Here is a 26,335-nt window from a genome sequence, read left to right as displayed (position 1 = left end):
GCATGGGGCTCATGCCGTTCATCAACCCGTCGGCCCCGCCTGCTCCCTCCGCGGAGCGGAACTGGCTGACGTTGGTCCGAGCCCAGGTGGACGGGGCGCTGGCGGGGCTGCTCGAGCTGCCGGACGAGGTGCGCCTGGACACGCAGTGGGCGGAGGCGCTGGCGCGGGTGCGGGGCGTGGTGCTGCGCCCGGCCGAGCGGCCCCGGGCCGCGCTGCTCCTGGCGGGCTATTGCCTCGTGCGGGGCTCGCCGGTGGTGCCCGCGGGGCTGTGGCGCTTCGCCGCGGGGCTGGAGCTGCTGCACGCGTCCCAGGCCATCCATGACGAGGTACTGCGGCAAGGGGATGCGCGGCGGCCGGCGGGGCTGTGCGCGCGGCTCGCGCCCGAGCGGACGGGCGAGCACCTGGCGGTGGTGGTGGGCGACCATCTCTTCGCCCGGGCCCTGGAGACCATGCTCGAGGCGGGAGTGCCGGGGGCCGGCGAGGCGGGCGAGCACTGCCTGCGCCTGCACCGTTACACGAGCGCCGGGCTGTTCCGCGCCGAACAGGGCGGCGGGCTCCTGGAGCCGGGCGGCGTGGGGCGGGCCATGCGCCTGGTGCGCTTGAGGGCCGTGCGCGAGGGCCTGGCGTCCTCCCTGGTCTGTGGGGCGCTGCTGGCCGGGGCGGACGCGGACACGCGGCTGCGGCTGGCGCGGGTGGGGCTCGGGGTGGGGCTGACGGTGGAGCTGCGCCGCGAGGGGGCCGGACTGGGCGAGGGCCCGGAGGCGGGCGGTGGGGTGGGGTTTGTCCAGGGCCGGTGCGGCTTTCCGCTGGTGGCCGCCTGGTGCCGCGCGCGGCCCGAGGTGCGCGAGGAGCTGTGGGCCCTGGCGCACCTGGCGCCCGAGGCGCGGGAGGGCGCGAGCCTCGCGCGGGTGCGCGGCCTGGTGGAGGACGCGGGCGGATTCGCGGCCACCGAGTCGGTGATGGCGCGCTCGACATTCATGGCGCTCCGGGCGCTCGCGTCCCTGCCCAATCCGCAGGGCGTGCGCGACCTGTTGCAGGCGCTCATCGGGCCCATGGCCCATCAGTCCGTGAGAGGAGAAGCACCGTGAAGCCAGGCAAACAACAGGCGGTGGTGGTGGGCGCCGGAGTGGGCGGACTGTCCGCCGCGGCGCGGCTGGCCCACGCCGGCTTCGAGGTCCACCTCTTCGAGAAGACGAACGGGCCGGGGGGCCGCTGCAACCAAATCAAGGTGGACGGCTTCACCTGGGACCTGGGCCCCACCATCGTGCTCATGCCCGAGGTGTTCCAGGAGACGTTCACCGCGCTGGGCCGGCGCATGGAGGACTACCTCACGCTGGAGCGGTGCGATCCCAACTACCGCATCCACTACCGGGACGGCTCGGTCATCACCTTCACCTCGGAGCTGTGCGCCATGGGGCGCGAGCTGGAGCGGGTGGAGCCCGGCAGCTTCCAGCGCTACCTGGCCTTCCTCGCCCAGGGCCGCACCCAGTACCGCACGGGCCTGGACCACCTGGTGGGGCGCAACTACTCGGGCATCTCCGACTACTTCGTGCCCTCGGTGCTCAAGCGCGTGTTCGAGGTGCGGGCCCACCGGCGCATGTACTCGGACGTGGGGCGCTTCTTCAAGGACGAGCGGCTGCGCGCGGCGATGACGTTCCAGTCCATGTACCTGGGCGTGTCGCCCTACGCGGCGCCGGGCGTGTTCGCGCTCCTGCCCTTCACGGAGCTGGGCGTGGGGGTGTGGTTCCCCAAGGGCGGCCTGTACGCCATTCCCCTGGCGCTGGAGAAGGTGGCGCGCGAGGAGGGCGTGCACCTGCACTACGGCCGTCCCGTGGAGCGCATCCTCACCGAGGGCAAGCGCACCACGGGGGTGCGGCTCGCGGACGGCGAGGTGGTCAAGGCGGACGTGGTGGTGTGCAACGCGGACCTTCCCTACGCGTACGAGAAGCTGCTCGATCCGTCCGTCACGCGGCTCAAGCGCAAGGACTCGCTGCGCTACACCTCCAGCGGCTACATGCTCTACCTGGGCATGAAGAAGCGCTACGACGGCTTCCTGCACCACAACGTCTACTTCGGTCGGGACTACAAGGGCTCGTTCGACGACATCTTCGAGCGCTTCCGCGTGCCCGAGGATCCGAGCTTCTACGTCAACGCCCCGGCCCACACCGACCCCAGCATGGCGCCGCCGGGCAAGGACGCGCTCTACGTGCTGGTGCCCGTGCCGCACCAGCACTCGGGCCTGGACTGGAAGGTCGAGGGCCCCCGGGTGCGCGCCAAGGTCTTCGAGCGGCTCGGGGAGCTGGGCTTCCCGGACCTGGAGCGGGACATCGAGGTGGAGCGCGTGGTGACGCCGGACGACTGGGCCACGAGCTTCAACCTGGCCAAGGGCAGCGCGTTCGGGCTCGCGCAGAACTTCTTCCAGATTGGCCCCTTCCGTCCGTCCAACCAGGACCCGCGGGTGAAGAACCTCTTCTTCGTGGGGGCCTCCACGCAGCCGGGCACGGGACTGCCCACGGTGATGATCTCCGCGCGGCTGGCGGTGGAGCGGATTCTGCAGTGGACGGGGGCGGGTGTGAGTACGGTGCGCGAGCCTGGGGGGACCGGGCGTGAATCTCTGGAGGAGGCGGCATGACGTCGCGGGACGAGAGCCTGGTGGCTGAGGGGTACAAGATGGCGGAGCGCGTGACGCGACATCACGCCAAGAGCTTCTTCTTCGCCTCGTTCATGCTCTTTGGCATGCGGCGCAAGGCGGCGTTCGCGCTCTACGCCTTCTGCCGACGGCTCGACGACATGGTCGACGTGGCGGACGGAGCGGACAAGGGCGCGGTGCCCGAGGACCTGGCCGAGCGGCTGGTGCGCGCGCGCCGGGCGGTGGCGGAGCTGTACCTGGAGACGCCCGAGCTGGCGGACCCGCGCATGCCGCCGCCCTCCACGCGCGCCTCGGGCGGCGAGGGGCCGTGGCACCCCGCCGAGATGGCGGCGCTCGTGGACTGCATCCGCCGCTTCCGCGTGCCCGAGTACCCCATGCAGGAGCTCATCTCTGGCATGGAGATGGACCTGACGCTGCGCCGCTACGAGACGGCCTCCCAGCTCGACCTGTACTGCTACCGGGTGGCGGGCGTGGTGGGGCTGATGATGGCGGCCATGCTCGGGTGCTCGGAGGAGTGGGCGCTGGGGCCGGCGGCGGACCTGGGCCGGGGCATGCAGCTCACCAACATCCTGCGCGACGTGGGCGAGGACCTGGAGCGCGACCGCGTGTACCTGCCCCTGGAGGAGCTGGCCGCGTACGGGCTGAGCGTGGAGGACCTGCGCCGGGGCGTGGTGGATGACCGCTGGCGCGCCTTCATGCGCGCGCAGATCGCCCGGGCGCGCGCCTACTACGCGCGCGCGGCCGAGGGGATTCCGGCGCTCCAGGGCTTCGGGGCCCAGCGCATGGTGAAGCTGATGGGCGCCATCTACGGGGACATCCTGCGCGTCATCGAGGCGCGCGACTACGACGTGTTCCACGGCCGCTCGTTCGTGACCAAGCCGCGCAAGCTGGCGCTGGCGGCCCAGGTGCTGTTCCTGCCGTCGGCGGTGCCGCTCATGGCGCTGCCGGCTCCCGGCGCCCAGGGCAAGAGCAAGGTGCCCCTGCTCTCCCCCGAACCCACGACAGGGACCGTGCGATGAGTGACGACAAGGTGCATCCCCTGCGACCGCCGCGCTCCTCGCGCCTGTCGGGCTTCTACCGGCAGACGCCCGCGCAGCGGCGCACGCGGCTGGTGGAGTCGCGGTGGCTGTCCGCCGAGGAGGCCGAGGCGTGCGCGAGCCTGGCGGGCTTCGACGAGGCGTGCGCGGACACGATGGTGGAGAACGTCATCGGCCTGCATGGCCTGCCGCTCGGGCTGGCGCTCAACTTCCGGGTGAACGGGCAGGAGCGGCTGGTGCCCATGGCGGTGGAGGAGCCGTCCATCATCGCCGCGGCGAGCTACGCGGCGCGGCTGTGCGCCGAGCACGGCGGCTTCGAGGTGACGGCGGACGAGCCCATCACCACCGCCCAGGTGCAACTGCTCGACGTGCGCTCGCCCGCCGAGGCCGAGGCCGCGCTGCGCGCGCGCTTCCCGGAGCTGCTCGGGGAGGCCAACTCGCACCTGGGGCCCATGTGCGCCCGGGGCGGCGGGGTGCGCGAGCTGGAGGTGCGCGTGCTGGACGCCACCACGCTCGTGGTGCACCTGCACGTGGACACCCGCGACGCCATGGGGGCCAACCTCGTCAACGGGCTCGCGGAGAAGATGGCGCCCCGGTTCGTGGCGCTCTCGGGGGGCCGCGCGGGGTTGAAGATCCTCACCAACCTGGCGGATCGCCGCAAGGTGTACGTGCGGGCCTCGGTGCCGGCGGACGCGCTCGTGTCCGAGGGCTTCGCCGACGGTGGCGCCGTGCGCGACGCCATCCTCGAGGCCCAGCGCTTCGCCGAACTCGACCCGTACCGGGCCGTCACCCACAACAAGGGCGTGATGAACGGCGTGGACGGCGTGCTGGTGGCATGCGGCAACGACTGGCGCGCGGTGGAGGCGGGCGCGCACGCGTGGGCGGCGCGCTCGGGCGTGTACCGGCCGCTGACCACCTGGCGCGCGGGCGAGGACGGCGCGCTCCGGGGCCTCCTGGAGATGCCGCTGGCGACCTCCACCGTGGGCGGCGCGGCGCGCACCCATCCCGGCGTGCTCCGGGCGCTCAAGCTCGCGGGCGTGTCGGGGGCGCTGGACCTGGCGGGGCTCGCCGCGGCGGCGGGGCTCGCCACCAACCTGGCCGCGCTCAAGGCGCTGTCCACCGAGGGCATCCAGAAGGGCCACATGGCGCTGCACGCGCGGCGCGTGGCGGCCGAGGCCGGCGCCGAGGGCGAGTGGGTGGCCGTGGTGGCCGAGCAGCTCGCGCGTGAGCGCGTCTACCGCCCGGAGCGGGCGCGGGAAATCCTCGACGAAGTCCGCCAGCAGCAAGGAGCGGTGCAATGAAATCCACGCGGGTGGCGGTGGTGGGTGGTGGCATCGGGGGCCTGACGGCCGCCGGACTCCTGGCGCGCGAGGGACATGACGTCACGCTCTTCGAGGGCAGCGCGTCCCTGGGCGGCAAGGCGCAGAGCGTCCAGGTGGACGGGCTGCGGCTGGACACCGGGCCCACGCTGCTCACGCTGCCCCACGTGGTGCGCGAGGTGTTCGAGGGCCTGGGGGCCGCGGATTTGCTGCCGCCGTTCTCCGAGCTGGAGGCGCAGTGCACCTACCGCTACCCGGACGGGTGCGGCTTCGTGGCGCACCGCGACCTGGACCGCACGGCGGAGAGCGCCGGGGCGCTGTGGCCGAGCGAGAAGCGCGGCGTGTATGGCTTCTACGCGGAGGCCGAGCGCATCTGGCGCGCCGCGGGCGAGCCCTACCTGGAGGCCCCCTTCGAGGGGATGACGGGCTTCATGGCGCGCGTGCTGCGCCGGGGCATGGTGGCCATGGCCCGGGGCATGAAGCTGGCCACGATGGATCAGCTCGCGCGGGCTCACTTCAAGACGGAACATCTATGGCAGTTCGTGGGCCGCTTCGCCACGTACACCGGGGCATCGCCCTACGAGGCGAGCGCGGCCTTCGCCCTCATCCCGCACATCGAGCGCGTCTATGGCGTGCACCACGTGCGCGGCGGCATGGGCGCGCTGGTGGACGCGCTCGGGGCGGCGGTGGCGCGGCAAGGGGTGCGCATCCACCTGAACACCCGGGTGCGCTACACGCGGGAGGCCCAGGGCTACCGCGTGGGCCCGAGCGGGGCCGAGGAGCCCTTCGACTCCGTGGTGGTGAACGCGGATCCGCTCGCGGGCCTGGGGCGGGGCAAGGAGCCGCTGTCGCTGTCGGGGTACGTGCTGCTCTTGGAGGTGGACGGCCGTCCGGCGCTGCCGCACCACACGGTGCTCTTCGGCGGCAACTACCGGCACGAGTTCGACGCGCTCTTCGCGGGGGAGCTGCCCGAGGACCCCACGGTGTACTTCTGCAACCCCTCGGCCACGGATGACACGGTGGCGCCCGCGGGCAAGACGGGCCTGTTCGTCATGGTGAACGCCCCGGCCCTGCCCCAGGCGCCCGAGGCCGCGGAGCAGGCGAGCGCCGCGTGGGAGCTGCACGCCGAGCGGGTGAAGCGGCAGATGATGGAGAAGCTGCTCAAGCACTACCCGGAGCTGCGCGGGCGCATGCGGGTGGTGGGGCAGCGCTCGCCGGTGGACCTGGCGGCGCTGGGCGCGCCGGGCGGCTCCATCTACGGCTTCCTGCCGCATGGCCGCTTCGGGGCCTTCCGGCGGCCGCGCATCCGCGGCGCCACGCCGGGCCTGTTCTACGCGGGAGGCGGCACGCACCCGGGCGGGGGCGTGCCCATGGTGATGCTGTCGGGCCAATTCGCCGCGCGCATGGCCTCCAACCACTTGAGGGAGGTCGCATGAGGCTCCTGGACGAGGTCTCCGTGCCCAGCGCCCATCGGGGCTACCAGTGGCGTGACGGGCTGCCCCACCTGCCGGACCGCCCGGGGGCCTATCGCTGGTTCTACGCCGACGCGACGGTGGGCGAGTACAGCGCCGTCTTCATCTTCATGCTCGGCTCGCTCTTCTCCCCCCGCTACTCGGTGGGGGTGAGTCGGGGGGCGCTGCCCCTGGGGCACAGCGCGGTGAACTTCGCGCTCTACCGGGGCGGGCGCCGCCTGTGCTGGGTGCTCAGCGAGTACGCGCACGCGTCCGTGGGGATGGCGGGCCGGGAGCTGCGCATCGGCCGCTCGCGGCTCGTGTACACCCCGGAGGGCCGGGTGAGCATGGAGGTGGACGAGCGGTGCGCGCCCTTCGGCGGCCAGATGCGGGCCCGGCTGCTGCTCACGCCCGAGGCGCCCGCGGCGGAGGAGGTGCAGCTCGTGCCCGGGGTGCCCCATTACTGGCGGGCCCTGGCGCCCCGCTCCTCGGCGCGGCTGGAAGTGTCGACGCTGGGCGTGGACGCCGACGGCCGCGGCTACCACGACACCAACCACGGCGCGGAGCTCCTGGGCTCGCGCCTGCCGGGCTGGCACTGGGCGCGGCTGCACGGGCCGGACGAGACGGTGGTGGAGTACCACCTGCCAGGCGGCGTGGCGCCGCTGCGCGTGACGTCGGGCGGCGGGGTGACGCGCGCGGAGCGCTCGCCGCTGCACGCCGGGACGCGGCCCTCGCGGCTGACGGGCTGGGGCCTGCGGGTGCCCCAGCACCTGAGCGCGGGCCCCACGGTGCGCACCGAGCCCCACCTCATCGAGTCCTCGCCCTTCTACGCCCGCCTGGAGGCGCGGCGCGGCGGCCTGGACGTGATGGGGGAGGTGGCCGACTTCCAGCGCTTCCACTCGCCCTACATCCGCTGGATGGCGCACTTCCGCACGCGCGTGGAGCGTCAGGCATGAGCGCGGGGACGGTCCTGGGCCTGGGGTGGGTGGTGCTGGCCGCGGGCTTCAGCGCGGTGGCGCTGGCGCGGCTGATGCGCCCCCGGGGCCCGGGGGCGTCCACGCACGTACCGGTGCTGCTCCTGCGCCCCATGGATGCGCCCAGCGCGCGGGAGCTGGAGAACCTGGCGGCGCCCATCGACTACGCGGGGCCCCTCGAGCAGGTGGTGCTCTCGCCCACGCGTCCCGCGCTGCCCGAGGGCGTGCGCTGGGTGCCGAGCGAGCCCCGGACGCCCAACCGCAAGGTGGGGCACGTGCTGCACGCGCTCGACACGCTGCCGCGCGAGGGGCGGGTGGTGTTGGTGGTGGACGCGGACGTGGCGGTGACGGGCGCGCTGGTGCGGGGGCTGGCGGCGCCCGTGGCGGCGGGTGTGGCGCTGAGCACGGCGGTGCCCACGCCGGTGGAGGCCCGGGGCCTCTCCGGACGCGCGGTGGCGGGCCTGCTGCGCCGCACGCACCACAGCTTCCGGGCCCTGCACGTGATGAGCGCGGGCGCCCAGGCGGTGTGCGGCAAGGCGCTGGGCCTGGGGCCGGCGGCGCTCGAGGAGCTGCCCGCGCTGGCGGACCACATCGGCGAGGACCTGGAGCTGTCCAAGCGGCTGTACGCGCGGGGGCTCGGCGTGGCGCTGTGCGAGGTGCCCGCGCGGGTGCCGCTCGCCGCGGGAGACTGGCGCGCCGCCCAGGAGCGCTTCACCCGGTGGATGCAGGTGCTGCGCAGCCACCGTCCGGGCCTCTACCCGACGGTGCCGCTGCTCTTCACGCCCACCTGGCCCTTGCTGGCCCTGGCCCTGCTCGGGGGCTCGGCCCCGCTGGCGCTGGGCGTGCTGGGGCTCGTGGCCGTGCGCTCGCTGTTGTCCTGGCGGCTGGCGGTGTTGAGCGCGTCCGGCGAGCCGGGCACGTTCCAGGGGGCCGACTGGCTGTTGGGCGAGGCCCTGCTATTGGCCGCCTTCGTTTCCTCCCTCGTGCGGGCCCCCCGGGTGACCTGGCGGGGGCGGACCTACGCATTGGATTCGGGAGGCCGCATGTCATTGCTCTGGGTGGGATTGAAGGAGGGTAGGCCATGACCTACGCGCGTTTCCTGGGGTTGTTCGTCGTGTTGCCCATTCTCTTCCTCGCCATCCGCTACGGGCGCACCTACACGCGCCGGGAGATGGGGGCCCTGGGCATCCTGATGCTCGTGGTCTACGGCGCGACGATGCCGTGGGACAACCTGGCGGTGAAGTGGGGCCTGTGGCACTTCCGGCCGGATCTCATCTGGGGCATCGTCGTGGGCTACCTGCCGCTGGAGGAGTACCTCTTCTTCGGCCTGCAGACCTTGCTGGTGGGGCTGTGGGTGATGGTGCGGCTGCGCGGCGTGTCGCTCGCGCCCTCGGCCCGGACCGTCACGCCCAAGGGGGCGTCCGAGCCCGAGCGGCGGCTGGGCACCCGGGAGGTGACGCCATGATGGACTCGCGCTGGGCGTACTTCATCCACCTGATGGCGTGGGCGGGCCCCTTCATCCTGTTGCAGGCGGTGGTGCTGCGCCTCTACTTCCGCGAGCGCGCGGGCCCCATCTTCCGCGCGGCGCTCGTACCCGCGCTCGTGGTGGGCGTGTACCTGTCCATCGCGGACCACCTGGCCATCGCCGAGGGCATCTGGGGCTTCGGCGAGGGCAAGCACCTGGGCATCTACCTGGGGGCGGTGCCCCTGGAGGAGCTGCTCTTCTTCGTGCTCACCAGCGTGATGGTGGCCCTGGGGCTCACCCTCTTCCTGGCCTTGTTGTCCCGGCGAGAGGCGCGTGTGCCTTGATCCACGCGGCCAAGGGGGGGCTTCTCGGCGGGGTGGCCGACGGGTACGTGGGCTGGAAGTTCCGGTCCGCCTTCCGAGGCTTGTGGGTGCGCGGACCCTTGGAGGGCGGCGCCCAGGCGCGGCTCGTCTACGCCAACCACACCAACTGGTGGGATGGGTTCGTGCTGCACCAGCTCGGGCGGGCGGCGGGTTGGGATGCGTACTGCGTCATGGAGGAGCACAACCTGGCGCGCTACCGCTTCCTGTCGCGGCTGGGGGCGTTCAGCATCCGCCGGGGTGAGGGGTCCTCGTCCCTGGAGACCCTGCGCTATGCGCGGGGCCTGCTGCGCAAACCCCGGGCCGCGGTGTGCATCTTCCCCGAGGGCGAGCTGCGGCCCTTCGGAGCGCGGGAGCTGCGGCTCGAGCGCGGCGTGGAGCTGCTCGCGCGGGTGGGGCAGGTGCCGTGCGTGCCGCTCGCCATCCGCTACGTCTTCTTCGAGCACGAGCGGCCCGACGTGCTGGTGCAGGTGGGCGAGGCCCATGCGGCCGGGCCCCTGGCGCGCTTCCAGGAGGCCCTGAGCGCCACGGTGCGCGCGCTGGAGTCGGTGACGAGCCTGGAGGGCTTCACCCGGTGCGTGGCGGGGGCCCGGGGCGTCGCGGAGCGGTGGGACGCCGTGCGCGGGCGGTCCCATGGCTGAGCGCACCTACCGCATCCACGTGGCCGCGGAGTTCTCCGGCGTGCGGGTGGAGCTCATCCGCGCCTGGGAGCGGCGCTATGGGGTGCTCTCCCCCCGGCGCACGCCCGCGGGCTACCGCGTCTACACGGACCGGGACGTGGCCCTGCTCAAGCGGCTCAAGCAGCTGACCGAGGAGGGGGTGTCCATCAGCGAGGCGGCCACGATGCTGCCGCAGCTCCTGGCGGAGATCGACGCCGCCCAGCCCGCCGTGTCCACCGCCCCCCAGGAGCCGGGTCCGGTGAGCGTCCAGTCCTGGCGCGAGGACATCCTCGAGGCGGTGCGCGCGCTGGACCAGCGGCGGGTGTCGGAGACGCTGGACGAGGTGCTGGGGGCGCTCTCGCCCCTGAGGGCCTACGAGGACGTGCTGGTGCCCCTGCAGCGCGAGGTGGGGGACCTGTGGCACTCGGGCGTCTTCTCCGTGGGCCAGGAGCACCTGGTGACCCAGGAGGTGCGCGCGCGGCTCATCAGCCTGCTGCACGCGGCGCCCAACAAGGGGCGGCGCCACGTGCTGCTCGCGTGCTTTCCGGAGGAGATGCACGAGATGGGGCTCCTGGGGCTGGCGCTGCGGATGCGGCATGCCGGCATGACGGTGACGCTGCTGGGCCAGCGCACCCCCGGCGACGAGGTGGTCCGCATGTCCCGGGCCCTGAAGGTGGACCTGGTGGGGCTCTCGGCGGTGCTGGATCCGGGCGCCGAGGCGTTCGAGGCCATGCTCAAGCCCATCATGCAAGGGCTGACCCCCGGCGGTCCTCCCGTCTGGGTGGGCGGGCAGGGCGCCCTGACCCATCGGGCTCTCTGCGAGCGCTGGGGCGCGCGCGTCTTCGCGGGTCCCAGTGACTGGGCACGGCTGCTGAGTAGCTGAGCCCCCCGGGCGTATACTCCCCAGCGGGTATGCAACGAAGGGACTTGTCATGAAGACCCCGCGCGTCCTGGCCAGCCTGGGCGCCTGTCTGTTGTTCGTGGTGGGGATGTTGTCGGGTTGTCGGAGCGCGCCGCTGTCGGTGCCCGTGGTGTCCGAGCGCGCCGTCGCCTTCGTGGGGGTCCACGTCGTCCCCATGGACACCGAGCGTGTCCTGATGGACCAGACGGTCGTCGTCCGCAATGGCTTCATCACCGCCCTGGGGCCCAGCGCGTCCATCACCGTGCCCGCCGACGCCGAGCGCATCGAGGGCCGGGGCCACTTCCTGATGCCGGGGCTGGCGGACTTCCAGATCCACCTGCACTCGGACGAGCAGCTGCTGTCGTACCTCGCCCACGGCGTCACCACCGTGTTCGACCTGAACGGCTCGCCGCGACAGCTCGCCCTGCGCGCCCAGCTCACCGAGCAGCAGCGCTTCGGTCCCCGGCTCTACACGAGCAGCCCGCTGTTCGACGGGCAGCCGGGACGCGGGGACGCGGTGGCGGTGACGAGCGCGGAGCAGGCGCGCATCGCCGTGGTGCGGCAGAAGCTCGCGGGCTACGACGCCATCAAGGTCTACCACACGCTGGATCCCGAGGTGTACGCGGTCATCTCCGGGATGGCGCGCCAGCAGAAGCTGCCCGTGGTGGGCCACGTGCCGCGCAAGGGCGGCGTGGACACGGTGCTGCGCGCGCGTCAGGCGCTCGTGGCGCCGGGCGCGGAGTTCTTCGCGCGGACCCTGCCGGAGGAGGCCGCCCTGGCCGAGCTCGCGCGCGCCACCAAGGCCGCGGGCACCACGGTGGCGCCGGGCCTGGTGCAGATCCACGCGCAGCTGCGGATGCTGGAGAACGTGGAGGGCGTCTTCGCGGACCCCGAGGCGCGCTACCTGTCCCCGGAGGTGCTGCGCACGTGGAGCTACACCAACCCGACGCGCCGCATCGACGTGGCGGCCTATGGGGAGCGCGAGCGCGCGCTCTACCCGCTGATGCGCGCCTTCACGCGGGCGCTCCAGAAGGAGGGCGCGCGGCTGGTGGTGGGCACGGACGCCTCGGACGTGGGGCTGTTTCCCGGCGCCTCGGTGCACCGCGAGCTGGGGGAGCTGGTGGACGCGGGCCTGAGCCCCTACGCGGCCCTGTGCGCGGCCACCCGCGACGCGGGCGCCTTCATCCAGGAGCACGTGGACCCGGCGGCGCGCTTCGGCACGGTGGCGGTGGGCCAGCACGCGGACCTGATGCTCCTGCCCGCCAACCCCCTGGAGGACGTGGGCCGGGTGGGGCAGGCGCTCGGGGTGATGTCGCGCGGCCTGTGGCTGCCGCGCGAGAAGCTCCAGCGCATGCGCGACAAGGCCGCCAAGGCGCTGCCAGGCCGCTAGCGCACCCCGCCCATCATCCCGCGCAGGGGCTTCACGCAGGCGGCGAGCACCCCGCCCGCCACCAGCGTGACGAGCGCCACCTGACCGAAGAGCTGGGGCAGGGGCATGGACTCGAACTGCCCCGCCACCCGGCCGGCGATGAGGTTGCCGAGCGCCATGGACAGGAACCACACGCCCATCATCTGGCCCACCGCGCGCGGGGGGGAGAGCTTCGTCACCGTGCTCAGGCCCACCGGGCTCAGGCACAGCTCCCCGAAGGTGTGCAGCAGGTAGGTGAGCACCAGCCACATCGGGCTCACCTTCTGGCCCCCCGCGGCGGCGAGCGACGCGGCCACCATGACGAGGAAGCCCGCGCCCAGCATCACCAGGCCGAGCGAGAACTTGGCGGGGCTGGAGGGCTCGCGTCCGCGCCGGCTCAACCGCACCCACAGCCAGGCGAACACCGGGGCGAGCGCGATGATGAACACGCCGTTGACGGACTGCAGGAAGCTGGCGGGCATGAGCCAGCCGAACACCTCGCGGTCCGTGAGCGAGCGGGCGAAGAGGTTGAGCGAGGAGCCCGCCTGCTCGAAGCCCGCCCAGAAGATGAACGAGCCGAGGAAGAACACGCCGATGACGCCCAGCCGCCGCTTCTCCTGGGCGTCCAGCCCCCCGGCGGTGAAGTAGTAGCCGAACACGGCCACCGACAGCGCCACGATGATGAGCAGCACCGTGTGGGCCAGACCCACCGCGCTCGTCATGTCCACGATGCCCAGCGCCTGCGCGCCCCCGAGCAGCGCCACCACCGCCACGCCCAAGCCCAGCGCCACGCCGCCGCTCGAGCCCCCGGACGCGGAGGCCTCCCCCGCGCGCGGCGTGGGCCGCCCCACGTCCCCCAGGTGCCGGGCGCCCGCCACGTACTGGATGAGCCCGAACACCATGCCCACGCCGGCCAGGCCGAAGCCCGCGTGCCAGCTCACGTTCTCGCCCAGGTAGCCGAGCACGATGGGCGCCACGGACACGCCGATGTTGATGCCCATGTAGAAGATGGAGAAGCCCGCGTCGCGCCGCGCGTCGCCCGGGGCGTAGAGCCCGCCCACCATGGCGCTGATGTTGGGCTTGAGCAGGCCCGTGCCGGTGACGATGAGCAGCAGGCCCAGGTAGAAGAAGGCCACCCCGGGCAGCGCCATGCTGAAGTGCCCGAGCGCGATGATGATGCCGCCCACGAGCACCGCGTGCCGCTGGCCGATGAAGCGGTCCGCGATCCACCCGCCCGGCAGCGCCGTGAGGTACACCGCCGCCGTGTACAGCCCGTAGATGGCGCTCGCCTTGTTCGTGTCGAAGCCCAGGCCCCCCTGCGCCGCCGAGGCCGTCATGAACAGGATGAGCAGCGCCTTCATGCCGTAGTAGCTGAAGCGCTCCCACATCTCCGTGAAGAAGAGCGTGGACAGGCCACGGGGATGTCCGAAGAAGCCATGGGGCTCACGGGGGAGGACGGCGCCGTCCTCCGCGCCCGCGGGCGGCGGAGGAGGCGGAGAAGCCAGGGTCTGCATCGTCACCGGATTCCGGAGAGAGAGGCCCCGGAGTCTAATGGATTTTTCCAGGAGCAATGGAGACCCGGACCGCGCGTGATGTTCGGGTGACGGCGGGTGGTTCACGCTACACTCGCGCGCCCGAGCGAACCGGAGCGCTCGGGCTCGCGTCTGGCGAGTCCACGAGGAAAGCGCATGCCTGTCCCTCAGAACGTGAGCACGGCGTATGGCTTTCGCGTGCAGGCGCCTGGCTACGTGACGCCCGCGGACGCACGGGCCTGGTTCGAGGATCTCCAGCGTCAAGTCTCAGCCCTGGAGGGACGGCCTTTCGGCCTGCTGCTGGACGCGCGCACGCAGCGCGCCAATCCCCCCGACACCCAGGCGCTCGTGCGCGAGGCGATGGCGTGGTCCCGGGCCCACGGACTGGAGCGCGCGGCGGTGGTGCTGGACAGCACGGTGGCGCTGATTCCCCTGCTGCGCGCGGCCAAGTCCTCGGGCACGGACGTCTACGAGCGCTACCTGGACGCGGAGAAGGACGCCGACTGGGAGGCTCGGGCGGAGGACTGGATCGTCCGCGGCACCGACCCGGACCTGCTCCCGCCCCCGTTCCCCAGGAACCGCTGAGTCGCTCCAGGGATGTCGCTTGGTGGGGCCCGCGTTATGTATGCCGTGTCTTCCTCCGTGGAGCCCCTGTGTCCGAGTCCCCGTCCGACATCGATCGCATCGCCCCCACGCGCAGGCCCGACGAGCGGCCGGTCATGTACCAGCGCTGGCGCCACCTGCTCTTCCTGCATTGGTCGCTGCCCGTGGACGTCGTGGCGCCCCTGCTGCCCAAGGGCCTGACGCTCGACACGTTCGAGGGGCGGGCCTGGATAGGCCTCGTGCCCTTCACCATGCGCGGCGTGCGCCCCCGGGGCCTGCCCGCCGTGGGCTTCCTGTCGGACTTCCACGAGACCAACGTGCGCACGTACGTGCATGCCGGAGGCAAGGATCCCGGCGTCTGGTTCTTCAGCCTGGAAGCCGCCAACGCCATCGCCGTGCGGCTGGCGCGGGCCTGGTTCAAGCTGCCCTACCACTACGCGCGCATGTCCCTGGACCTCGCGCCCGGAGGCGGCTCCCTGGCCTACCGCTCCGAGCGCCGCTGGCCCCCGCCGGCGCCCGCCTCGTGCGCGGTGCGCTGCACGCCCCGGGGCCCGGCGGCCCCCTCGGTGCCGGGCTCCTTCCAGCACTTCCTCGTCGAGCGCTACTTCCTCTATTCCCAGGCGCACGGCGAGCTGTTCCGCGGCCAGGTGCACCACGCCCCCTACCAGGTGCGGGAAGCCGACGTGGAGGGCTTGGAGGAGACGCTCCTGGCGGCCTCGGGGCTGCCGCGCCCCGCCGCGCCGCCCCTGGCCTTGTTCTCCGAGGGCGTGGACGTGGACGTGTTCCGGCTGCGGCGCGTGGCGCCCTGAGGCGGCGGGGCTAGCAGCCGCAATCGCTCGCGCACTGGCTGGGCAGGCCGCAGACCTCCGGCGCCTCGCAGGTGCCATTGCCGCAGTGGGCGATGTCCGCGACCTTCATGCGCGTGGAGAGCGGCCGCGTGTAGGTGGTGCCCCCGTAGGTGCAGGACGTGTAGAAGCCGCCGCTCGCGTCCAGGGTGCAGTGCGCCGCGCAGCTGCCCACGTACACCATGGGCTGGCACTGGGAGCCGGAGGGCACGCCCGGCAATCCGCACACCCGCGGGCTGCTCTCCCCGCTGCCCAGGCTCAAGCCGTCGTTGCCGCTGAAGACGCCCGTCTGGCCATCGAAGAGGTTGCCGAAGAAGCACGCCTCCTGGACGCCATAGACGGTGCTCTCCTGCAGGCTCACGGGCAGCACGTTGCCCCCCCCGTCCCGGCCGCGCACGGAGATGGTGACGTGGATACCGAACTTGTTGGCGTGGGCCGCCATGCAGGCGCTCACCACCTGGAGCTCCTCCAAGGTGGCCTCCTCCCCGTCGCTCCAGCCGGGCGCGAGCCCCAGCAGGCCCTCCCACCGGTAGGTCGTGCCCGTGGCGGTGTTCGTGAACGCGCGCGCCTGTCCCGCGGGCACCGCGCAGGCCACCACGTACTTCATCACCTCGGCGCGCTGCGTGGGCGCGCCCTGGAACCAGTCGCTGAAGCCCTTCGTCGCGAAGCCCTCGAGGCTCAGGCCCTGCGCCTCCAGCCCGTTGAGGTTGAGCCCGTTGAGGTTGAGCCCGTTGAGGTTCAGCCCGTTGCCGTGCTCCACCGCCCGAGACAGGGCGAGCACGGGTTCCTCCGGCTCCTGGAGCGGCCCCTCCGCGGGTCCGCACCCCCAGGCGCCGCCCAGCGCCCACAGCGTCGTGACCGCCCAGCCCGCTCCCCGAAGGACTCCGTCGCCGCGTCGTGACCCCAGCGTCTGCTTCAGCATGGACACTCCCTCCTGCGTTCGGATGTGGATGCCTTGATGGATTGACCGCCCCCCCACATGGAGTCTCGGAAACAGCCCGACAAGCCGTCCTCCATGTCTTCACTGTGACTCATGCCAAAGCAGGAAAAAAGGAGACCCCTCCAAGTCGGTTATTCCCCGGTTGCGCGGGGAACAGCCGTCTCGTTCCGCGGGGCAGGAAAACGCCCGCGGGGTGTCGTGCAGTGGAAAGCCCTCGGGACGCCCGGGCGGACAGACGGGGGGCCCCGGAGGGCCACGCCCCGTCTGTGGGGGTGAAGGAGGGTGAGGCAGGAGGGTGAGGCGGAGGAGCGACGGGGCCGCGCGGGGCGCGGCGGCTCAGGCGCGTGAGGCGGCGGGGGTGATGCCGAAGCCGCTCGCGTCACGCACCGACCAGTCGGTGATGTCCGTCAGGGGACCGCCGGTGATGTCGATGCCCTCGGGGCCGCGGCGGGCATCCACCTGGCCCACGTGGACACACGAGTGCACGCTCACGCGCGTGCCGCGGGCGAGCTCCCGGGCGTGCTCGTGCATGCGGCGCGCCGTGTCCAGCAGCGCGCGCACGTCGGTGGCGGGCGGCTCGTCCACGGGCCGCACGCCGAGCAGCGCCATGCCCGTCTGCACCGCGAGCACGAAGCCCGCGGCGCGCAGGTCCTGCTCCAGCCCGTCGAGCACCTCGGACACGGTGGTGTAGGCGGCGTCGTCCTCGGCGCCCTCGTCGATCACCACCTCGGTGTGCAGCGCGAAGGCGCGCACGCCGCGGCTCGTGCCGGTCAGGCTCGGGGTGGACGCGGGCAGCACCGCCTCGCGCAGCGCGGTGCGGAAGGTGTCCACGTCGGGGTAGCGCCGGTCGGCTTCCTTCTCCAGGCAGCGCAGCACCACGGCGTCCACCGCGGGCGGCACGGGCGCGGAGGAGCTCGGCCGGGGCGGGGGCGCCTCCAGGTGCATGCGCTCCACCTCCAGCCGGTCCTCGGACTGGAAGGGGTAGTGCCCGGTGAGCATCTGGTAGAGCAGCACGCCCAGCGCGTACACGTCCGTGGTGGGGCCGATGTGGCCGCTGCGGAACTGCTCGGGCGCCATGGCCTGGGAGGTGCCCAGGCGCTGGCCCGCCACCGTCAGGCCCTCCTGGCCCGGCTCGGGGTGGATGAACTTGGCGATGCCGAAGTCCAGGAGCTTCACCACCGGCGGCTCCGCCTCGGACACCACGGCCACGTTGCTCGCCTTGAGGTCGCGGTGCACCACGCCCGCGCGGTGCGCCGCCTCCAGCGCCTGGCACACCGGCTCCAGGTAGGCCAGGGCCCGCTCCGGCGACAGCCGCCCGCGCTCCTGCAACAGCTGGCTCAGCGTGCGCCCGGGCAACAGCTCCATGACGTAGTAGGGGCTGCCGTCCGGCAGCATGCCGAAGTCATACACATCCACGATGTGCGGATGGCGGATCTGATTGACGACCCGCGCCTCGCGCACGAAGCGCTGGAGCATCTCGCCCTGGTCCGTCAGGTGGGAGTGCAGGACCTTCACCGCCGCGCGCCGGCCGAGGATGCGGTGCTCGGCCTCGTACACGGCGCCATGCCCGCCCGAGGCGAGCACGGCCTTGAGCACGTACTCCCCCGCGAGCACGCCGGGGGCCACCTTGACGCGGGTGGCGGGGCTGTCTCGGGAAGGAGTGCGCTCCTTGTGGGGAAGGATGTGGAAGGTACTGTCCAGGTCCGCCATGCCCGGGATGGTAGCACCGGGTATTCCGTGCCCTCACCCCGCGGGGGGGCCACTGTCGAGCGGCGGGCAGTTGGGTTAACGTCCAGGCTCGGGGTGTTGGTTGGACGATGGATGCGGCGGCGGGTGTCCGGAGGGGTGTGATGCGGACGGCCCCGACTCTGCTGGATACTCCCCCTGGCGATGAACCCCTGGCCCTGGAAGAGCATGCCCATGAAGATGGTGGACGATCTCACGATGTGTGGAGGGCCCGCGAAGCCGCTCCCGTCCTCCGAGAGTGCGTGCCTCATCCTCACGAGCACCACGACCCCGGCGGCCATTGGCAAGGTGTTCCGCATCGACGCGCTGGAGCACGTGCTCGGCCGGGGCGCGGACGCGGGCTTCCAGATCAACGACCATGGGGTGTCGCGCCGGCACGCGCGCATCCAGCGCTCGCCCGAGGGCCACTACCAGCTGGCCGACCTGGGCTCCACCAATGGCACCTACCTCAACGGGGTGCGCATCGCGTCCGCCGACCTGCACGAGGGCGACCGGGTGCAGATCGGCACCGTGACGGTCCTGCGCTTCTCCATGCGCGAGTTGGTGGAGAAGGGCGAGGAGCAGATGCGCCAGGCGCTCAGCGCGGCGCGCGTGGGCATCTGGGACTGGAACGCGGTGACGGGCGCGGTGACGTGGAGCGAGCAGGTGGACCGGCTGCTGAGTCTGCCGGTGGGCACGCTGTCCGGACGGCCCACGGACCTGGCCGAGGTGGTGCAGGCCGCGGAGCTGCGGCGGGTGCGCGACGCGCTCGCCACGGCGCTGGCCCAGCGCGCCCACCTGGACGTGGAGTACCGCATCGAGGTGACGGGGGCGCGGGGCCGCTGGCTGTCGTGCAAGGGCGACGTGCTGTGCGACGAGACGGGCACGCCGGTGCGCATCACCGGCACGGTGATGGACATCACCGACAAGAAGCTCGCCGAGCAGGAGCTGCGCCGCCAGGCGCTCATCTTCGAGAGCCTGTGCGAGGGCGTGGTCGTCACCGACCGGGGCGGCCGCATCATCGATTGGAACGCGAGCGCGGAGAAGATGTTCGGCCGGGGCAAGGCCGAGGCCCTGGGCCAGACGCTCTTCTCGCTGCTGCACCCGCAGCAGGAGGACAAGCAGACGGGCGAGGTGCTGGCGGCGCTGGAGGCGCAGGGCCGGTGGACGGGGGAGCTGGACTTCCAGCGGCCCGACGGCACGCGCTGCTCGTGCGAGTCCGTGGTGGCGCCGCTGCGCGACGCCGAGGGGCGGACCATCGCGCACATCCTCGTGCACCGCGACACCACCGAGCGGCGGCTCTTGCAGAGCCGGTTGCAGACGGCGGACCGGCTCGCGTCGGTGGGCACGCTGGGCGCGGGCGTGGCGCATGAAATCAACAACCCGCTGGCCTACATGCTGGTGAACCTGCACCTGGTCTCCGATCGGCTCGACAAGCTCAAGAGCCGCGTGGAGGAGGCCGAGGTGGAGCCCCTGCAGCAGGTGGTGCGCGAGACGGTGGAGGGCGCCGAGCGCATCGCGTCCATCGTGCGGGACCTGAAGACGTTCGCGCGGGGCCAGCAGGAGGAGCGGCTGGGGCCGGTGGACGTGAGCAAGGCGGTGGAGCTGGCCTGCAAGATGGCGGACAACGTCATCAAGCACCGCGCGCGGCTGGTGACGCAGTTCGAGCCCGTGCCCACGGTGCAGGGCACCGAGTCGCGGCTGTGCCAGGTGTTCCTCAACCTGCTGCTCAACGCGGCGCACGCCATTCCGGAGGGGGACGCGCTGGAGCACGAGATTCGCGTCGTCATCCGGGCGGCCGGTCCGGGGCAGGTGGTGGTGGAGGTGCGCGACTCGGGCGTGGGGATGACGCCGGAGGTGCGCGCGCGGGTGTTCGACCCCTTCTTCACCACCAAGCCGGTGGGCGAGGGCACGGGGCTGGGGCTGTCCATCTGCCACGGCATCGTCGACTCCATGGGGGGCCGCATCAACGTGGAGAGCCAGCCGGGCAAGGGCAGCACGTTCTTCGTGTTCCTGGGCGTGGCCGGGGTGGCGGTGGAGGCCCGGCCGGAGCCGGTGGCGATCCCGTCCTCGGGCCGCGCGCGCATCCTGGTGGTGGACGACGAGCCGTACGTGACGCGCGCCCTGCAGCGCTCGCTGTCGCCCGAGCACGAGGTGGCCACCGTCAACGGCGCCCGGGCCGCGCTCAAGCTGATGGAGCAGGGGGGCCGCTTCGACATCATCCTGTGTGACGTGATGATGCCGGGCATGACGGGCATGGACCTGTACGCCGAGCTCAACCGCAGCCTGCCGGATCAGGCGCAGCGCGTGGTGTTCATGACCGGCGGCGCCTTCACGCCGCGCGCGCTGAGCTTCCTGCAGGAGGTGCCCAATCCCAAGCTCAGCAAGCCGTTGGACTTGCGCCAGTTGCGCGCCCTGGTGAGCCGCTCCGCGCAGCCGCTCGTCCCCGACGCCCCGCGCGCGCCCACGCCCGTGCCGCTGCGGCTCCAGGAGGTCGCGCGATGAGCGAGGGCTCCGCGGAGTTGGTGACCCCGACTCCGCCGGAGGCCGCGGGAGACGGCCCCCGACTCGTGCCGCGGGGGGCCCCGGTGGCGGCGCCCCGGGCCGAGTGGACGGGACGCGCCTGGGGCCTGGGCCTGGGGTTCGGCGCGCTGCTCGCCGTCACCAACGTGTACACGGGCCTCAAGGTGGGCTTCTGGGAGTCCGGGTGCGTGCTGTCCGCGCTGCTGGCTTTCGGAGGCCTGTCGGCGCTGGGACGGCGCGGCGTGGCGCCGACGGCCCTGGAGACGAACCTCGCGCAGACGACGGCGGTGTCCGTGGGCGCCCTGCCCGCGAGCGCCGGACTCTTGGGCACCGTGCCCGCGCTCGTGCTGATGGGCCTCCAGCCGCCCGGGTGGGCGGTGGCCGCCTGGGGCGTGGGCCTGGGTCTGCTCGGGGTGCTGTTCGCCTTCGCGCTGCGGCGGCGCCTGCTGGAGGAGGAGGCCCTGCCGTTCCCCACGGGCGTGGCCACCGCGGAGCTCATCACCTCGCTGCACACCACGGACACGGCCTATGCCACGCATTCGCGGGGCCTGTGGGGCGGAAGCCTCGTGTCCGCGCTCGTCGTGGGGCTCCGGGACGCGGTGGGCGCCATTCCCTCCGTGTCCTTGCTGCCCGCGGCGCTGCGGGTGGGCGGCCTGGGGGCGGACAGCCTGCAACTGGGCGTGCACTGGAGCCCGATGCTGCTGGGCATCGGCTCGCTCGTGGGCCTCCAGACGGCGCTGAGCCTGCTCGGGGGCGCGCTGCTGGGCTGGTGCGGCCTGGGGCCGGTGCTCGTGGGCCAGGGCCACGTGGCGGTGGGGGACCTGGCGTCCTGGCTGCTGCTGCCCGGCGTGGGGTTGATGGTGGGCGCCTCGCTGCCCTCGCTGCTGCCGCTGGTGCGCGCGCTGCCGTCCCTGTGGGGCGACGTCCGGGGCCTGGGCGCGGGCGGGGGCTGGGAGTCCACCGCGGGTCGGTGGGTGCGCCGGGGCGTGCTGCCGCTCGTGCTGGTGGCCCTGGCGGTGGGCGCGTCGGGCTTCGCGGTGGGCCCGCTGGCGCTCTTCCTGGCGCTGGTCCTGGTCTTCCCCCTGTGCGCGGTGTGCGCGCGCGCGACGGGGCAGTCGGACCTGGCGCCCATGAGTGTGGTGGGTCAGCTCACGCAGGTCGTCTTCGGGACGTGGGTGCCGGGGCAGCCCGGCCTGGGCGTGGCGGCGAGCGGCGTGGTGGCGGGTGCCGCGTCCCACACGAGCGCGAGCCTGTGGTCGCTCCAGGCGGGGCGGCGGCTGGGCGCGAACGTGTCCCGGCAGTTCCTCGCGCAGCTGTCCGGGCCGCTGGTGGGCGCCGCGGTGGCCATCCCCACCTTCTACCTGCTCGCGTCCACGCACCCGCTCGGCTCGGCCGCGCTGCCCGCGCCCACGGCGCAGCAGTTCAAGGTCTTCGCCGAGCTCACGTCGCGGGGCTTCGCCGGACTGCCGGCCGGGGCCGCGCCGGCCCTGGGCGTGGGCCTGCTCGTGGGCGTGGGCCTGTCGCTGGGCGTGTGGGGCCGGTGGGCGCGGGTGCTGCCCTCGGCGGTGGCCCTGGGCCTGGGCATGGTGCTGCCGCCCTTCTATTCGGTGACGATCGCCCTGGGCGCGCTCGTGACGTTCGCGGTGGGTCGGCTGCGGCCCGCGGCGGCGCCAGTGGCCCGCTCGGTGGGCATGGGCGCCATCCTCGGCGAGTCCGTGCTGGGCGTCGTCATCGCGGCGCTCGCGGCGCTGGGCCTCATCGCTTCGGGGTGATGCGCCGGCCGCCCGCCGCGGCCTCCGGCGCGAGCACCTCGGCGCTCGCGCCCTGCTCGGTGGATTGCTGCTGCGCGCGCTTGAGCATGCCCCGGAGCCGGTGGCCCATCAGGTTGGGCGTCGTCTCGGCCCGGCTCAGCGCCTCCTCGAGGATGCCCTGGGCCCGGAGGGGCTCGCCCCGCCGCAGCAGGTCCAACCCGCGCAGCTCCAGCACCTCCAGGGGCTCCTGCTCCACCGAGTACTCCTGCGAGCGGGTGAGCAGCTCGCTCCACTCCGTGTCGCTCGCGTCGCGCGTGGTCAGCTCCACCGCGGAGAAGAGCACCTCCTCCGAGGGGGTGAACTCCGCGCCGCTCTGCTTGAGGGTGCGGCGGATGTCGCGCAAGAGCTCGCCCGCCTTGTCGCGCTGGCCGTTGTAGGCGAGCGAGCGCGCCTTGAGCAGCTGCGCCCAGGGCCGGGGCGCCATCTCCGGGTGGTGCTTCTCCAGCTCGATGGCGCGCGTGATGTGGGGCAGGGCGTCGGCCACCCGGCCCGCCTGGTAGAGCAGCTCGCCCATGTTGTGCTCGGCGAAGTACTCCCAGCCCACCATGCCCAGCTCGCGGCCCAGGTGCATGAAGCGCTCCTGATCCTGCATGGCGCCCTGCAGGTCGTTGCGCGCCACCCACAGGTTGCGGCGGTTGCAGATGGCGCTGCCCAGGTGCAGCCGGTCTCCGCGCTCGGTGCACGCGTGGATGACCTCCTCGAAGAGCCTCTCCGCCTCGTCGATGCGGCCGATGTTGGGCAGGATGACGCCGAGCAACAGCTGCGCCACCACGCGCGACTCGTAGCCCGCGTCCCCGAGCTGGCGCGCGCGCTCGGCCGCCTCCTGCAGGGGCTCGCAGCACTCCTCCCAGCGGCCGTTGCGGAACTGCGCGCGCCCGACGCCGAGCAGCAGCCGCACCTGGAGCAGGGGCGACTTGTGGTTGCCCGCGAAGGCCATCTCCTGGGCCGCGTACACCCGCTCCTCGGAGCGCGCGTAATCGTTGATCCAGTCGTACGCCATGGCCTCTTCCAGCATGAGGTCCACCTCGTCCGCGGGAGCCCCGAGCTGGCGCGCCAGCTCGCGCGCGCCGGCGAAGTCCGCGAGCGAGTCCTCGTAGCGGCCCACCCGGTAGCGCATGAGGCCCCGGCCCCGGAGCACGGTGAGCTTGCGCCGCCGGTCCTCCGCGTCGAGCAGCTCCAGCGCGCGCGTGTAGGTGGACTCGGCCTCGATATAGGCGTGGCGGCCCCGGGCGGACTCGGCCAGGTCGATGTAGAGCGCGGCCGCCTCGTCGCGCATGCCGGCCGCCGCGGCGTGCAGGGCCAGGCGCGGCAGGCGCTGGCGCTCGGCGGCGCCCGCGTCGCTCAGGTAGAAGCGGAAGGCGGCGCGGTGGATGCGCTCGCGGTCCGCCTCGGGCAGGGAGCGCTCCACCGTGACGCGCAGCAGCTCGTTGCGGAAGCTCAGGCCCTCCAGGCGGTGGGACAGGAGCAGCCCCAGGTCCTGCAGCCGGCGCGTGGCGTGGCGGGGATCCAACGGGAAGTCCGCGGCGCCGCCCTCCTCCTCCAGCTCGAACACCACGCCCTCGGCCTCGGCGGCGGTGAAGTCCGGCCCGAGCAGGGCACACAACCGCGCGTGCGCCGCCAGCTCCACGGGCAAGGCCCCGAGCTCGCGGTCCGCCAGCCAGTCCACCAGCCGCAGCTCGGGCATCCGGTCCAGCTCGTCCGTGGCCAGGAACCAGCTGCCGCCGCTCGGCCGCTGGCGCACGAGCCCCTGGCGCTTGAGGCCGCGCACCAGCTCCACGAGGAACAGGGGCACGCTCTTGGCGCGCGCGACGAGCGATTCCAGCGCCGCGGCGGGCACGTTCTCCGCGGGGCGCAGAAGCGCGCGGCACAGCTCCATGGCGCTCGGGGGCGAGAGCGGCCCGAGCGGCAGCACGTGCCGGTAGGCGGCGCGCGTGCCCCACGAGGGCCGGATGCGCTCGAAGCCCGGGCGGGCGAACACGCACACCCACAGGGGCAGGTGGGACTCGGCGAGCGCGGCGTACTCCAGCGCGTCCAGGGCCGTCTCCTCGGCGAAGTGCGCGTCGTCGAGGATGAGGCACAGGCGCTGCGACTTGGCGCGCGCGGCGAGCAGCTCGCCCGTGGCGCGCATGGCCAGCGAGCGCAAGGCGCCAGGGGCGGCGGCCCAGTTCTGCAGGCCCGCGGCGCCGGGCGCCAGCCACCCCAAAGTGGAGGCCACGCCGGGCCACAGCTCCTGGGCGAGCGGCTCGCCGAGCAGCTTCACGCACCGCGCCTTGCCCTCCTCCTCGGAGCCCGTCAGGTCGTAGTCGCTGCGGAAGTCGTAGAGCGCGCCGCGCAGCAGCATGCGCAGGGTGCCCTCGGGGTCGCCCTGCACGGGCTCGCGGGCGCGCCACGTGGCGATGCGCGTGTGGGGCAGCGCCATGTGCAACTGCTGGACGAGCGCCGCGCTCAGGTGGGTCTTGCCCGCGCCCCGGTCTCCGAGCACCGTGCACAGCGTGGGCGCCTTCTCCACCAGCGCCCGGCCCGCGCTCTCCAGCAGCTCGGCCAGCTCGCTGCCCCGGCCCACCAGCACGCCGCTGCCATGCTGGAGGATGGTGACGTCCTCGGGTCCGCTGGCGGTGGTGGCGTTGCGGAAGATGCCCTCGCGGCCCGGCACCGGCTCGCACAGGAGGTCCGGCAGCGCCTCGGCCGCGGCGCCGGTGAACAGCAGCGGGGTGGGATCCTGATCCGTGGGGTAGCGATCCTGCTCCTTGAAGACGGGGCCGAAGTAGCGCGCGGGGCCCCCGGGGCGGTGGCGCACCGTCACCGAGGCCACGTCCACCAGCGCCGCCGAGGCCAGGTTCTGCGCGGCGAGCCCCTCGGCCGCCTGCCGTGCGCGCTGCACGGGATTCTCCCCGGCGTTGGGATCGAACACCCCGGCGAAGCGGGTGCCGTCATTGGAGGCCAGGTTGCCGCCGAAGCTGGCGAGCGCCTTCTGCACGGTGACGGGGTTGGCGCCCGAGCGGAAGAAGAGCACCGCCACCGAGCGCATCACCCCGGTGGGGGCCGACGCGGCGGGCCGCTCCGGCGGGGGCGTCTTCTCGGACGGGGCGCCCGGCGTGGCGCGGGCCGCCTGGGCCAGGGCCTCCTGGAGCGCCGCGCGCAACTCCTTCACCGTGTCGAAGCGGCGCTCGCGCTCCTTGGCCAGACAGCGCAGCACCACCTGCTCGATCGCCGGGTGCACCGGCGCGTGCTCCGAGGGCCGCGAGGGCCGACGCGCCAGGTGCGCCTGGATGACGTCCGTGGCGGTGCCCAGGAAGGGGGGCCGGCCGGTGAGCATCTCGTAGAGCAGCACGCCCGACGAGTAGAGATCCGAGCGGAGATCCAACCCCTGGGGACCGGAGCACTGCTCGGGGGACATGTACTCGGCCGTCCCCGCGAAGGACTCGCCCACGGGCGGGGTGGGCTCGTCGGCGCTGACGGAGGCCGGCGCGTTGACGAGCCGGGCGAGGCCGAAGTCGAAGAAGCCCACCCGCGACGCCTCCTCGTCGAGGAAGACGTTCTCCGGCTTGAGGTCTCCGTGCAGGTAGCCCCGGCCGTGCACCTGCTCCAGCGCTTCCAGGAGGGCGCTGCCCCAGCGGGCGAAGTCCGGCGGAGGCATGGGCCCGGAGGGCCGCGCCAGCCGCTGGGCCAGGGTGGGCGAGGCGATGTACTGCATGACCAGGTAGGGCGTGCCTTCCGGGAGCCAACCGCTCGCGTGCAGGGCGGGCACGGTGGGCGCGCCAATGGCCCCGAGCACCTGCGCCTCGCGCTCGAGCTGCATGCGCGCGAGCGGGTGGTCCGCGTGGGCCACCTTGATGGCCACGAGCTGGTCGTCCGATTCACGCCGCGCCGCGTAGAGCGTGCCGAACCCGCCCCGGGCCACCTCCCGCGTCACGGCGTAGCCCGGGATGAGACACGATGGCACCATCCGACCGCGCTCCTCGGAGAGCGAGTCGGTCGGGGTGGCCCCCCGGGGACATTGCGCGTGGGCCCCCTCCCAACGCTGTCCGCATGTCACGCACCGCGGCACGCCCTCAGTCTACCACCCCCCGGGCCGGGCCTCGTCGAAATGACCCCGGACGGTGGACATCGGG

The 26,335-nt window shown here is 73.2% G+C and carries 20 protein-coding genes; 16 read left to right on the top strand and 4 right to left on the bottom strand.

All coding sequences use genetic code 11. From position 1 onward, the window contains the following. The first annotated feature begins 2 nt into the window (after positions 1-2). The 12 genes from I3V78_RS37105 to I3V78_RS37050 are packed head-to-tail and all read left to right on the top strand — an operon-like array spanning position 3 to position 12,226. Entirely contained in the window at positions 3-1,088 is a 1,086-nt protein-coding gene (locus I3V78_RS37105) for a polyprenyl synthetase family protein (RefSeq protein ID WP_204495512.1), read from the top strand. Beyond that, entirely contained in the window at positions 1,085-2,632 is a 1,548-nt protein-coding gene (locus tag I3V78_RS37100) for a phytoene desaturase family protein (RefSeq protein WP_204495511.1), read from the top strand. Before I3V78_RS37105 ends, I3V78_RS37100 begins: the two co-directional genes overlap by 4 nt. Continuing rightward, positions 2,629-3,669, top strand: coding sequence for a phytoene/squalene synthase family protein (locus tag I3V78_RS37095; protein ID WP_204495510.1), 1,041 nt, complete (start codon positions 2,629-2,631; stop codon positions 3,667-3,669). The genes I3V78_RS37100 and I3V78_RS37095 overlap by 4 nt, the downstream gene beginning before the upstream one ends. Beyond that, positions 3,666-4,988: a hydroxymethylglutaryl-CoA reductase, degradative gene (locus I3V78_RS37090; RefSeq protein ID WP_204495508.1), complete on the top strand. Its 1,323-nt coding sequence runs from the start codon at positions 3,666-3,668 to the stop codon at positions 4,986-4,988. Before I3V78_RS37095 ends, I3V78_RS37090 begins: the two co-directional genes overlap by 4 nt. After that, entirely contained in the window at positions 4,985-6,442 is a 1,458-nt protein-coding gene (locus tag I3V78_RS37085) for a phytoene desaturase family protein (protein WP_204495507.1), read from the top strand. The genes I3V78_RS37090 and I3V78_RS37085 overlap by 4 nt, the downstream gene beginning before the upstream one ends. Beyond that, positions 6,439-7,413 carry a carotenoid 1,2-hydratase gene (locus I3V78_RS37080; RefSeq protein ID WP_239576948.1) on the top strand — a complete coding sequence of 325 codons (975 nt, stop codon included), beginning with the start codon at positions 6,439-6,441 and terminating at the stop codon, positions 7,411-7,413. Before I3V78_RS37085 ends, I3V78_RS37080 begins: the two co-directional genes overlap by 4 nt. Beyond that, positions 7,410-8,516: a glycosyltransferase family 2 protein gene (locus I3V78_RS37075; protein ID WP_204495506.1), complete on the top strand. Its 1,107-nt coding sequence runs from the start codon at positions 7,410-7,412 to the stop codon at positions 8,514-8,516. The genes I3V78_RS37080 and I3V78_RS37075 overlap by 4 nt, the downstream gene beginning before the upstream one ends. Then, on the top strand, positions 8,513-8,896 hold the full coding sequence (locus tag I3V78_RS37070) for a lycopene cyclase domain-containing protein (RefSeq protein WP_204495505.1): 384 nt from the start codon (positions 8,513-8,515) through the stop codon (positions 8,894-8,896). Before I3V78_RS37075 ends, I3V78_RS37070 begins: the two co-directional genes overlap by 4 nt. Further along, positions 8,893-9,240 (top strand): lycopene cyclase domain-containing protein, encoded by a 348-nt coding sequence (locus I3V78_RS37065; protein ID WP_204495503.1) that lies wholly within the window; start codon positions 8,893-8,895, stop codon positions 9,238-9,240. Before I3V78_RS37070 ends, I3V78_RS37065 begins: the two co-directional genes overlap by 4 nt. Beyond that, a complete protein-coding gene (locus I3V78_RS37060) occupies positions 9,237-9,917 on the top strand; it encodes a lysophospholipid acyltransferase family protein (protein ID WP_204495502.1) in 681 nt (226 codons plus the stop codon). The genes I3V78_RS37065 and I3V78_RS37060 overlap by 4 nt, the downstream gene beginning before the upstream one ends. Further along, complete coding sequence (locus tag I3V78_RS37055) at positions 9,910-10,818, top strand: MerR family transcriptional regulator (RefSeq protein WP_204495500.1); 909 nt, start codon at positions 9,910-9,912, stop codon at positions 10,816-10,818. The genes I3V78_RS37060 and I3V78_RS37055 overlap by 8 nt, the downstream gene beginning before the upstream one ends. A 49-nt stretch (positions 10,819-10,867) precedes the next feature. Then, the gene (locus tag I3V78_RS37050; RefSeq protein ID WP_204495499.1) at positions 10,868-12,226 is read left to right on the top strand and encodes an amidohydrolase family protein; all 1,359 of its coding nucleotides are present in this window, start codon (positions 10,868-10,870) and stop codon (positions 12,224-12,226) included. On the opposite strand, the gene I3V78_RS37045 is transcribed toward I3V78_RS37050, so the two are convergent. Further along, positions 12,223-13,758: a peptide MFS transporter gene (locus tag I3V78_RS37045; protein ID WP_204495497.1), complete on the bottom strand. Its 1,536-nt coding sequence runs from the start codon at positions 13,756-13,758 to the stop codon at positions 12,223-12,225. The two genes, I3V78_RS37050 and I3V78_RS37045, sit on opposite strands and share 4 nt — an antisense overlap. 174 nt (positions 13,759-13,932) lie before the next feature. Between I3V78_RS37045 and I3V78_RS37040 the strand changes: the two genes are divergently transcribed. Together I3V78_RS37040 and I3V78_RS37035 are read left to right on the top strand one after the other, a co-directional pair. After that, entirely contained in the window at positions 13,933-14,361 is a 429-nt protein-coding gene (locus I3V78_RS37040; RefSeq protein WP_204495496.1) for a hypothetical protein, read from the top strand. Positions 14,362-14,429: 68 nt separating this feature from the next. After that, positions 14,430-15,188, top strand: a complete 759-nt coding sequence (locus I3V78_RS37035; RefSeq protein ID WP_338023832.1) for a YqjF family protein — start codon at positions 14,430-14,432, stop codon at positions 15,186-15,188. A 10-nt stretch (positions 15,189-15,198) separates the two neighbouring features. On the opposite strand, the gene I3V78_RS37030 is transcribed toward I3V78_RS37035, so the two are convergent. Together I3V78_RS37030 and I3V78_RS37025 are read right to left on the bottom strand one after the other, a co-directional pair. After that, a complete protein-coding gene (locus tag I3V78_RS37030; RefSeq protein ID WP_204495495.1) occupies positions 15,199-16,146 on the bottom strand; it encodes a hypothetical protein in 948 nt (315 codons plus the stop codon). Positions 16,147-16,500: 354 nt separating this feature from the next. Then, positions 16,501-17,874: a serine/threonine-protein kinase gene (locus I3V78_RS37025; RefSeq protein WP_204495494.1), complete on the bottom strand. Its 1,374-nt coding sequence runs from the start codon at positions 17,872-17,874 to the stop codon at positions 16,501-16,503. Between the two features lie 180 nt (positions 17,875-18,054). Between I3V78_RS37025 and I3V78_RS37020 the strand changes: the two genes are divergently transcribed. Then, complete coding sequence (locus I3V78_RS37020) at positions 18,055-20,394, top strand: serine histidine kinase EspA (RefSeq protein ID WP_239576946.1); 2,340 nt, start codon at positions 18,055-18,057, stop codon at positions 20,392-20,394. Next, positions 20,391-22,184 carry an OPT/YSL family transporter gene (locus I3V78_RS37015; protein ID WP_204495493.1) on the top strand — a complete coding sequence of 598 codons (1,794 nt, stop codon included), beginning with the start codon at positions 20,391-20,393 and terminating at the stop codon, positions 22,182-22,184. The genes I3V78_RS37020 and I3V78_RS37015 overlap by 4 nt, the downstream gene beginning before the upstream one ends. Here I3V78_RS37015 and I3V78_RS37010 read toward each other — a convergent pair. After that, complete coding sequence (locus I3V78_RS37010) at positions 22,168-26,169, bottom strand: serine/threonine-protein kinase (protein WP_204495491.1); 4,002 nt, start codon at positions 26,167-26,169, stop codon at positions 22,168-22,170. The genes I3V78_RS37015 and I3V78_RS37010 overlap by 17 nt on opposite strands. Positions 26,170-26,335 lie beyond the last annotated feature (166 nt).

This window comes from Archangium primigenium, from assembly GCF_016904885.1.
GTDB lineage: Bacteria > Myxococcota > Myxococcia > Myxococcales > Myxococcaceae > Cystobacter > Cystobacter primigenius.
This window is presented reverse-complemented; position numbering and strand designations above follow the sequence as displayed.

Excerpts from the sequence above, each read along its gene's own strand:
- I3V78_RS37105 (WP_204495512.1), top strand. The coding sequence starts at position 3 with ATGGGGCTCATGCCGTTCATCAACCCGTCGGCCCCGCCTGCTCCCTCC.
- I3V78_RS37095 (WP_204495510.1), top strand. The coding sequence starts at position 2,629 with ATGACGTCGCGGGACGAGAGCCTGGTGGCTGAGGGGTACAAGATGGCG.
- I3V78_RS37090 (WP_204495508.1), top strand. The coding sequence starts at position 3,666 with ATGAGTGACGACAAGGTGCATCCCCTGCGACCGCCGCGCTCCTCGCGC.
- I3V78_RS37085 (WP_204495507.1), top strand. The coding sequence starts at position 4,985 with ATGAAATCCACGCGGGTGGCGGTGGTGGGTGGTGGCATCGGGGGCCTG.
- I3V78_RS37080 (WP_239576948.1), top strand. The coding sequence starts at position 6,439 with ATGAGGCTCCTGGACGAGGTCTCCGTGCCCAGCGCCCATCGGGGCTAC.
- I3V78_RS37075 (WP_204495506.1), top strand. The coding sequence starts at position 7,410 with ATGAGCGCGGGGACGGTCCTGGGCCTGGGGTGGGTGGTGCTGGCCGCG.
- I3V78_RS37070 (WP_204495505.1), top strand. The coding sequence starts at position 8,513 with ATGACCTACGCGCGTTTCCTGGGGTTGTTCGTCGTGTTGCCCATTCTC.
- I3V78_RS37065 (WP_204495503.1), top strand. The coding sequence starts at position 8,893 with ATGATGGACTCGCGCTGGGCGTACTTCATCCACCTGATGGCGTGGGCG.
- I3V78_RS37055 (WP_204495500.1), top strand. The coding sequence starts at position 9,910 with ATGGCTGAGCGCACCTACCGCATCCACGTGGCCGCGGAGTTCTCCGGC.
- I3V78_RS37050 (WP_204495499.1), top strand. The coding sequence starts at position 10,868 with ATGAAGACCCCGCGCGTCCTGGCCAGCCTGGGCGCCTGTCTGTTGTTC.
- I3V78_RS37045 (WP_204495497.1), bottom strand. The coding sequence starts at position 13,758 with ATGCAGACCCTGGCTTCTCCGCCTCCTCCGCCGCCCGCGGGCGCGGAG.
- I3V78_RS37040 (WP_204495496.1), top strand. The coding sequence starts at position 13,933 with ATGCCTGTCCCTCAGAACGTGAGCACGGCGTATGGCTTTCGCGTGCAG.
- I3V78_RS37030 (WP_204495495.1), bottom strand. The coding sequence starts at position 16,146 with ATGCTGAAGCAGACGCTGGGGTCACGACGCGGCGACGGAGTCCTTCGG.
- I3V78_RS37025 (WP_204495494.1), bottom strand. The coding sequence starts at position 17,874 with ATGGCGGACCTGGACAGTACCTTCCACATCCTTCCCCACAAGGAGCGC.
- I3V78_RS37020 (WP_239576946.1), top strand. The coding sequence starts at position 18,055 with ATGAACCCCTGGCCCTGGAAGAGCATGCCCATGAAGATGGTGGACGAT.
- I3V78_RS37015 (WP_204495493.1), top strand. The coding sequence starts at position 20,391 with ATGAGCGAGGGCTCCGCGGAGTTGGTGACCCCGACTCCGCCGGAGGCC.
- I3V78_RS37010 (WP_204495491.1), bottom strand. The coding sequence starts at position 26,169 with ATGGTGCCATCGTGTCTCATCCCGGGCTACGCCGTGACGCGGGAGGTG.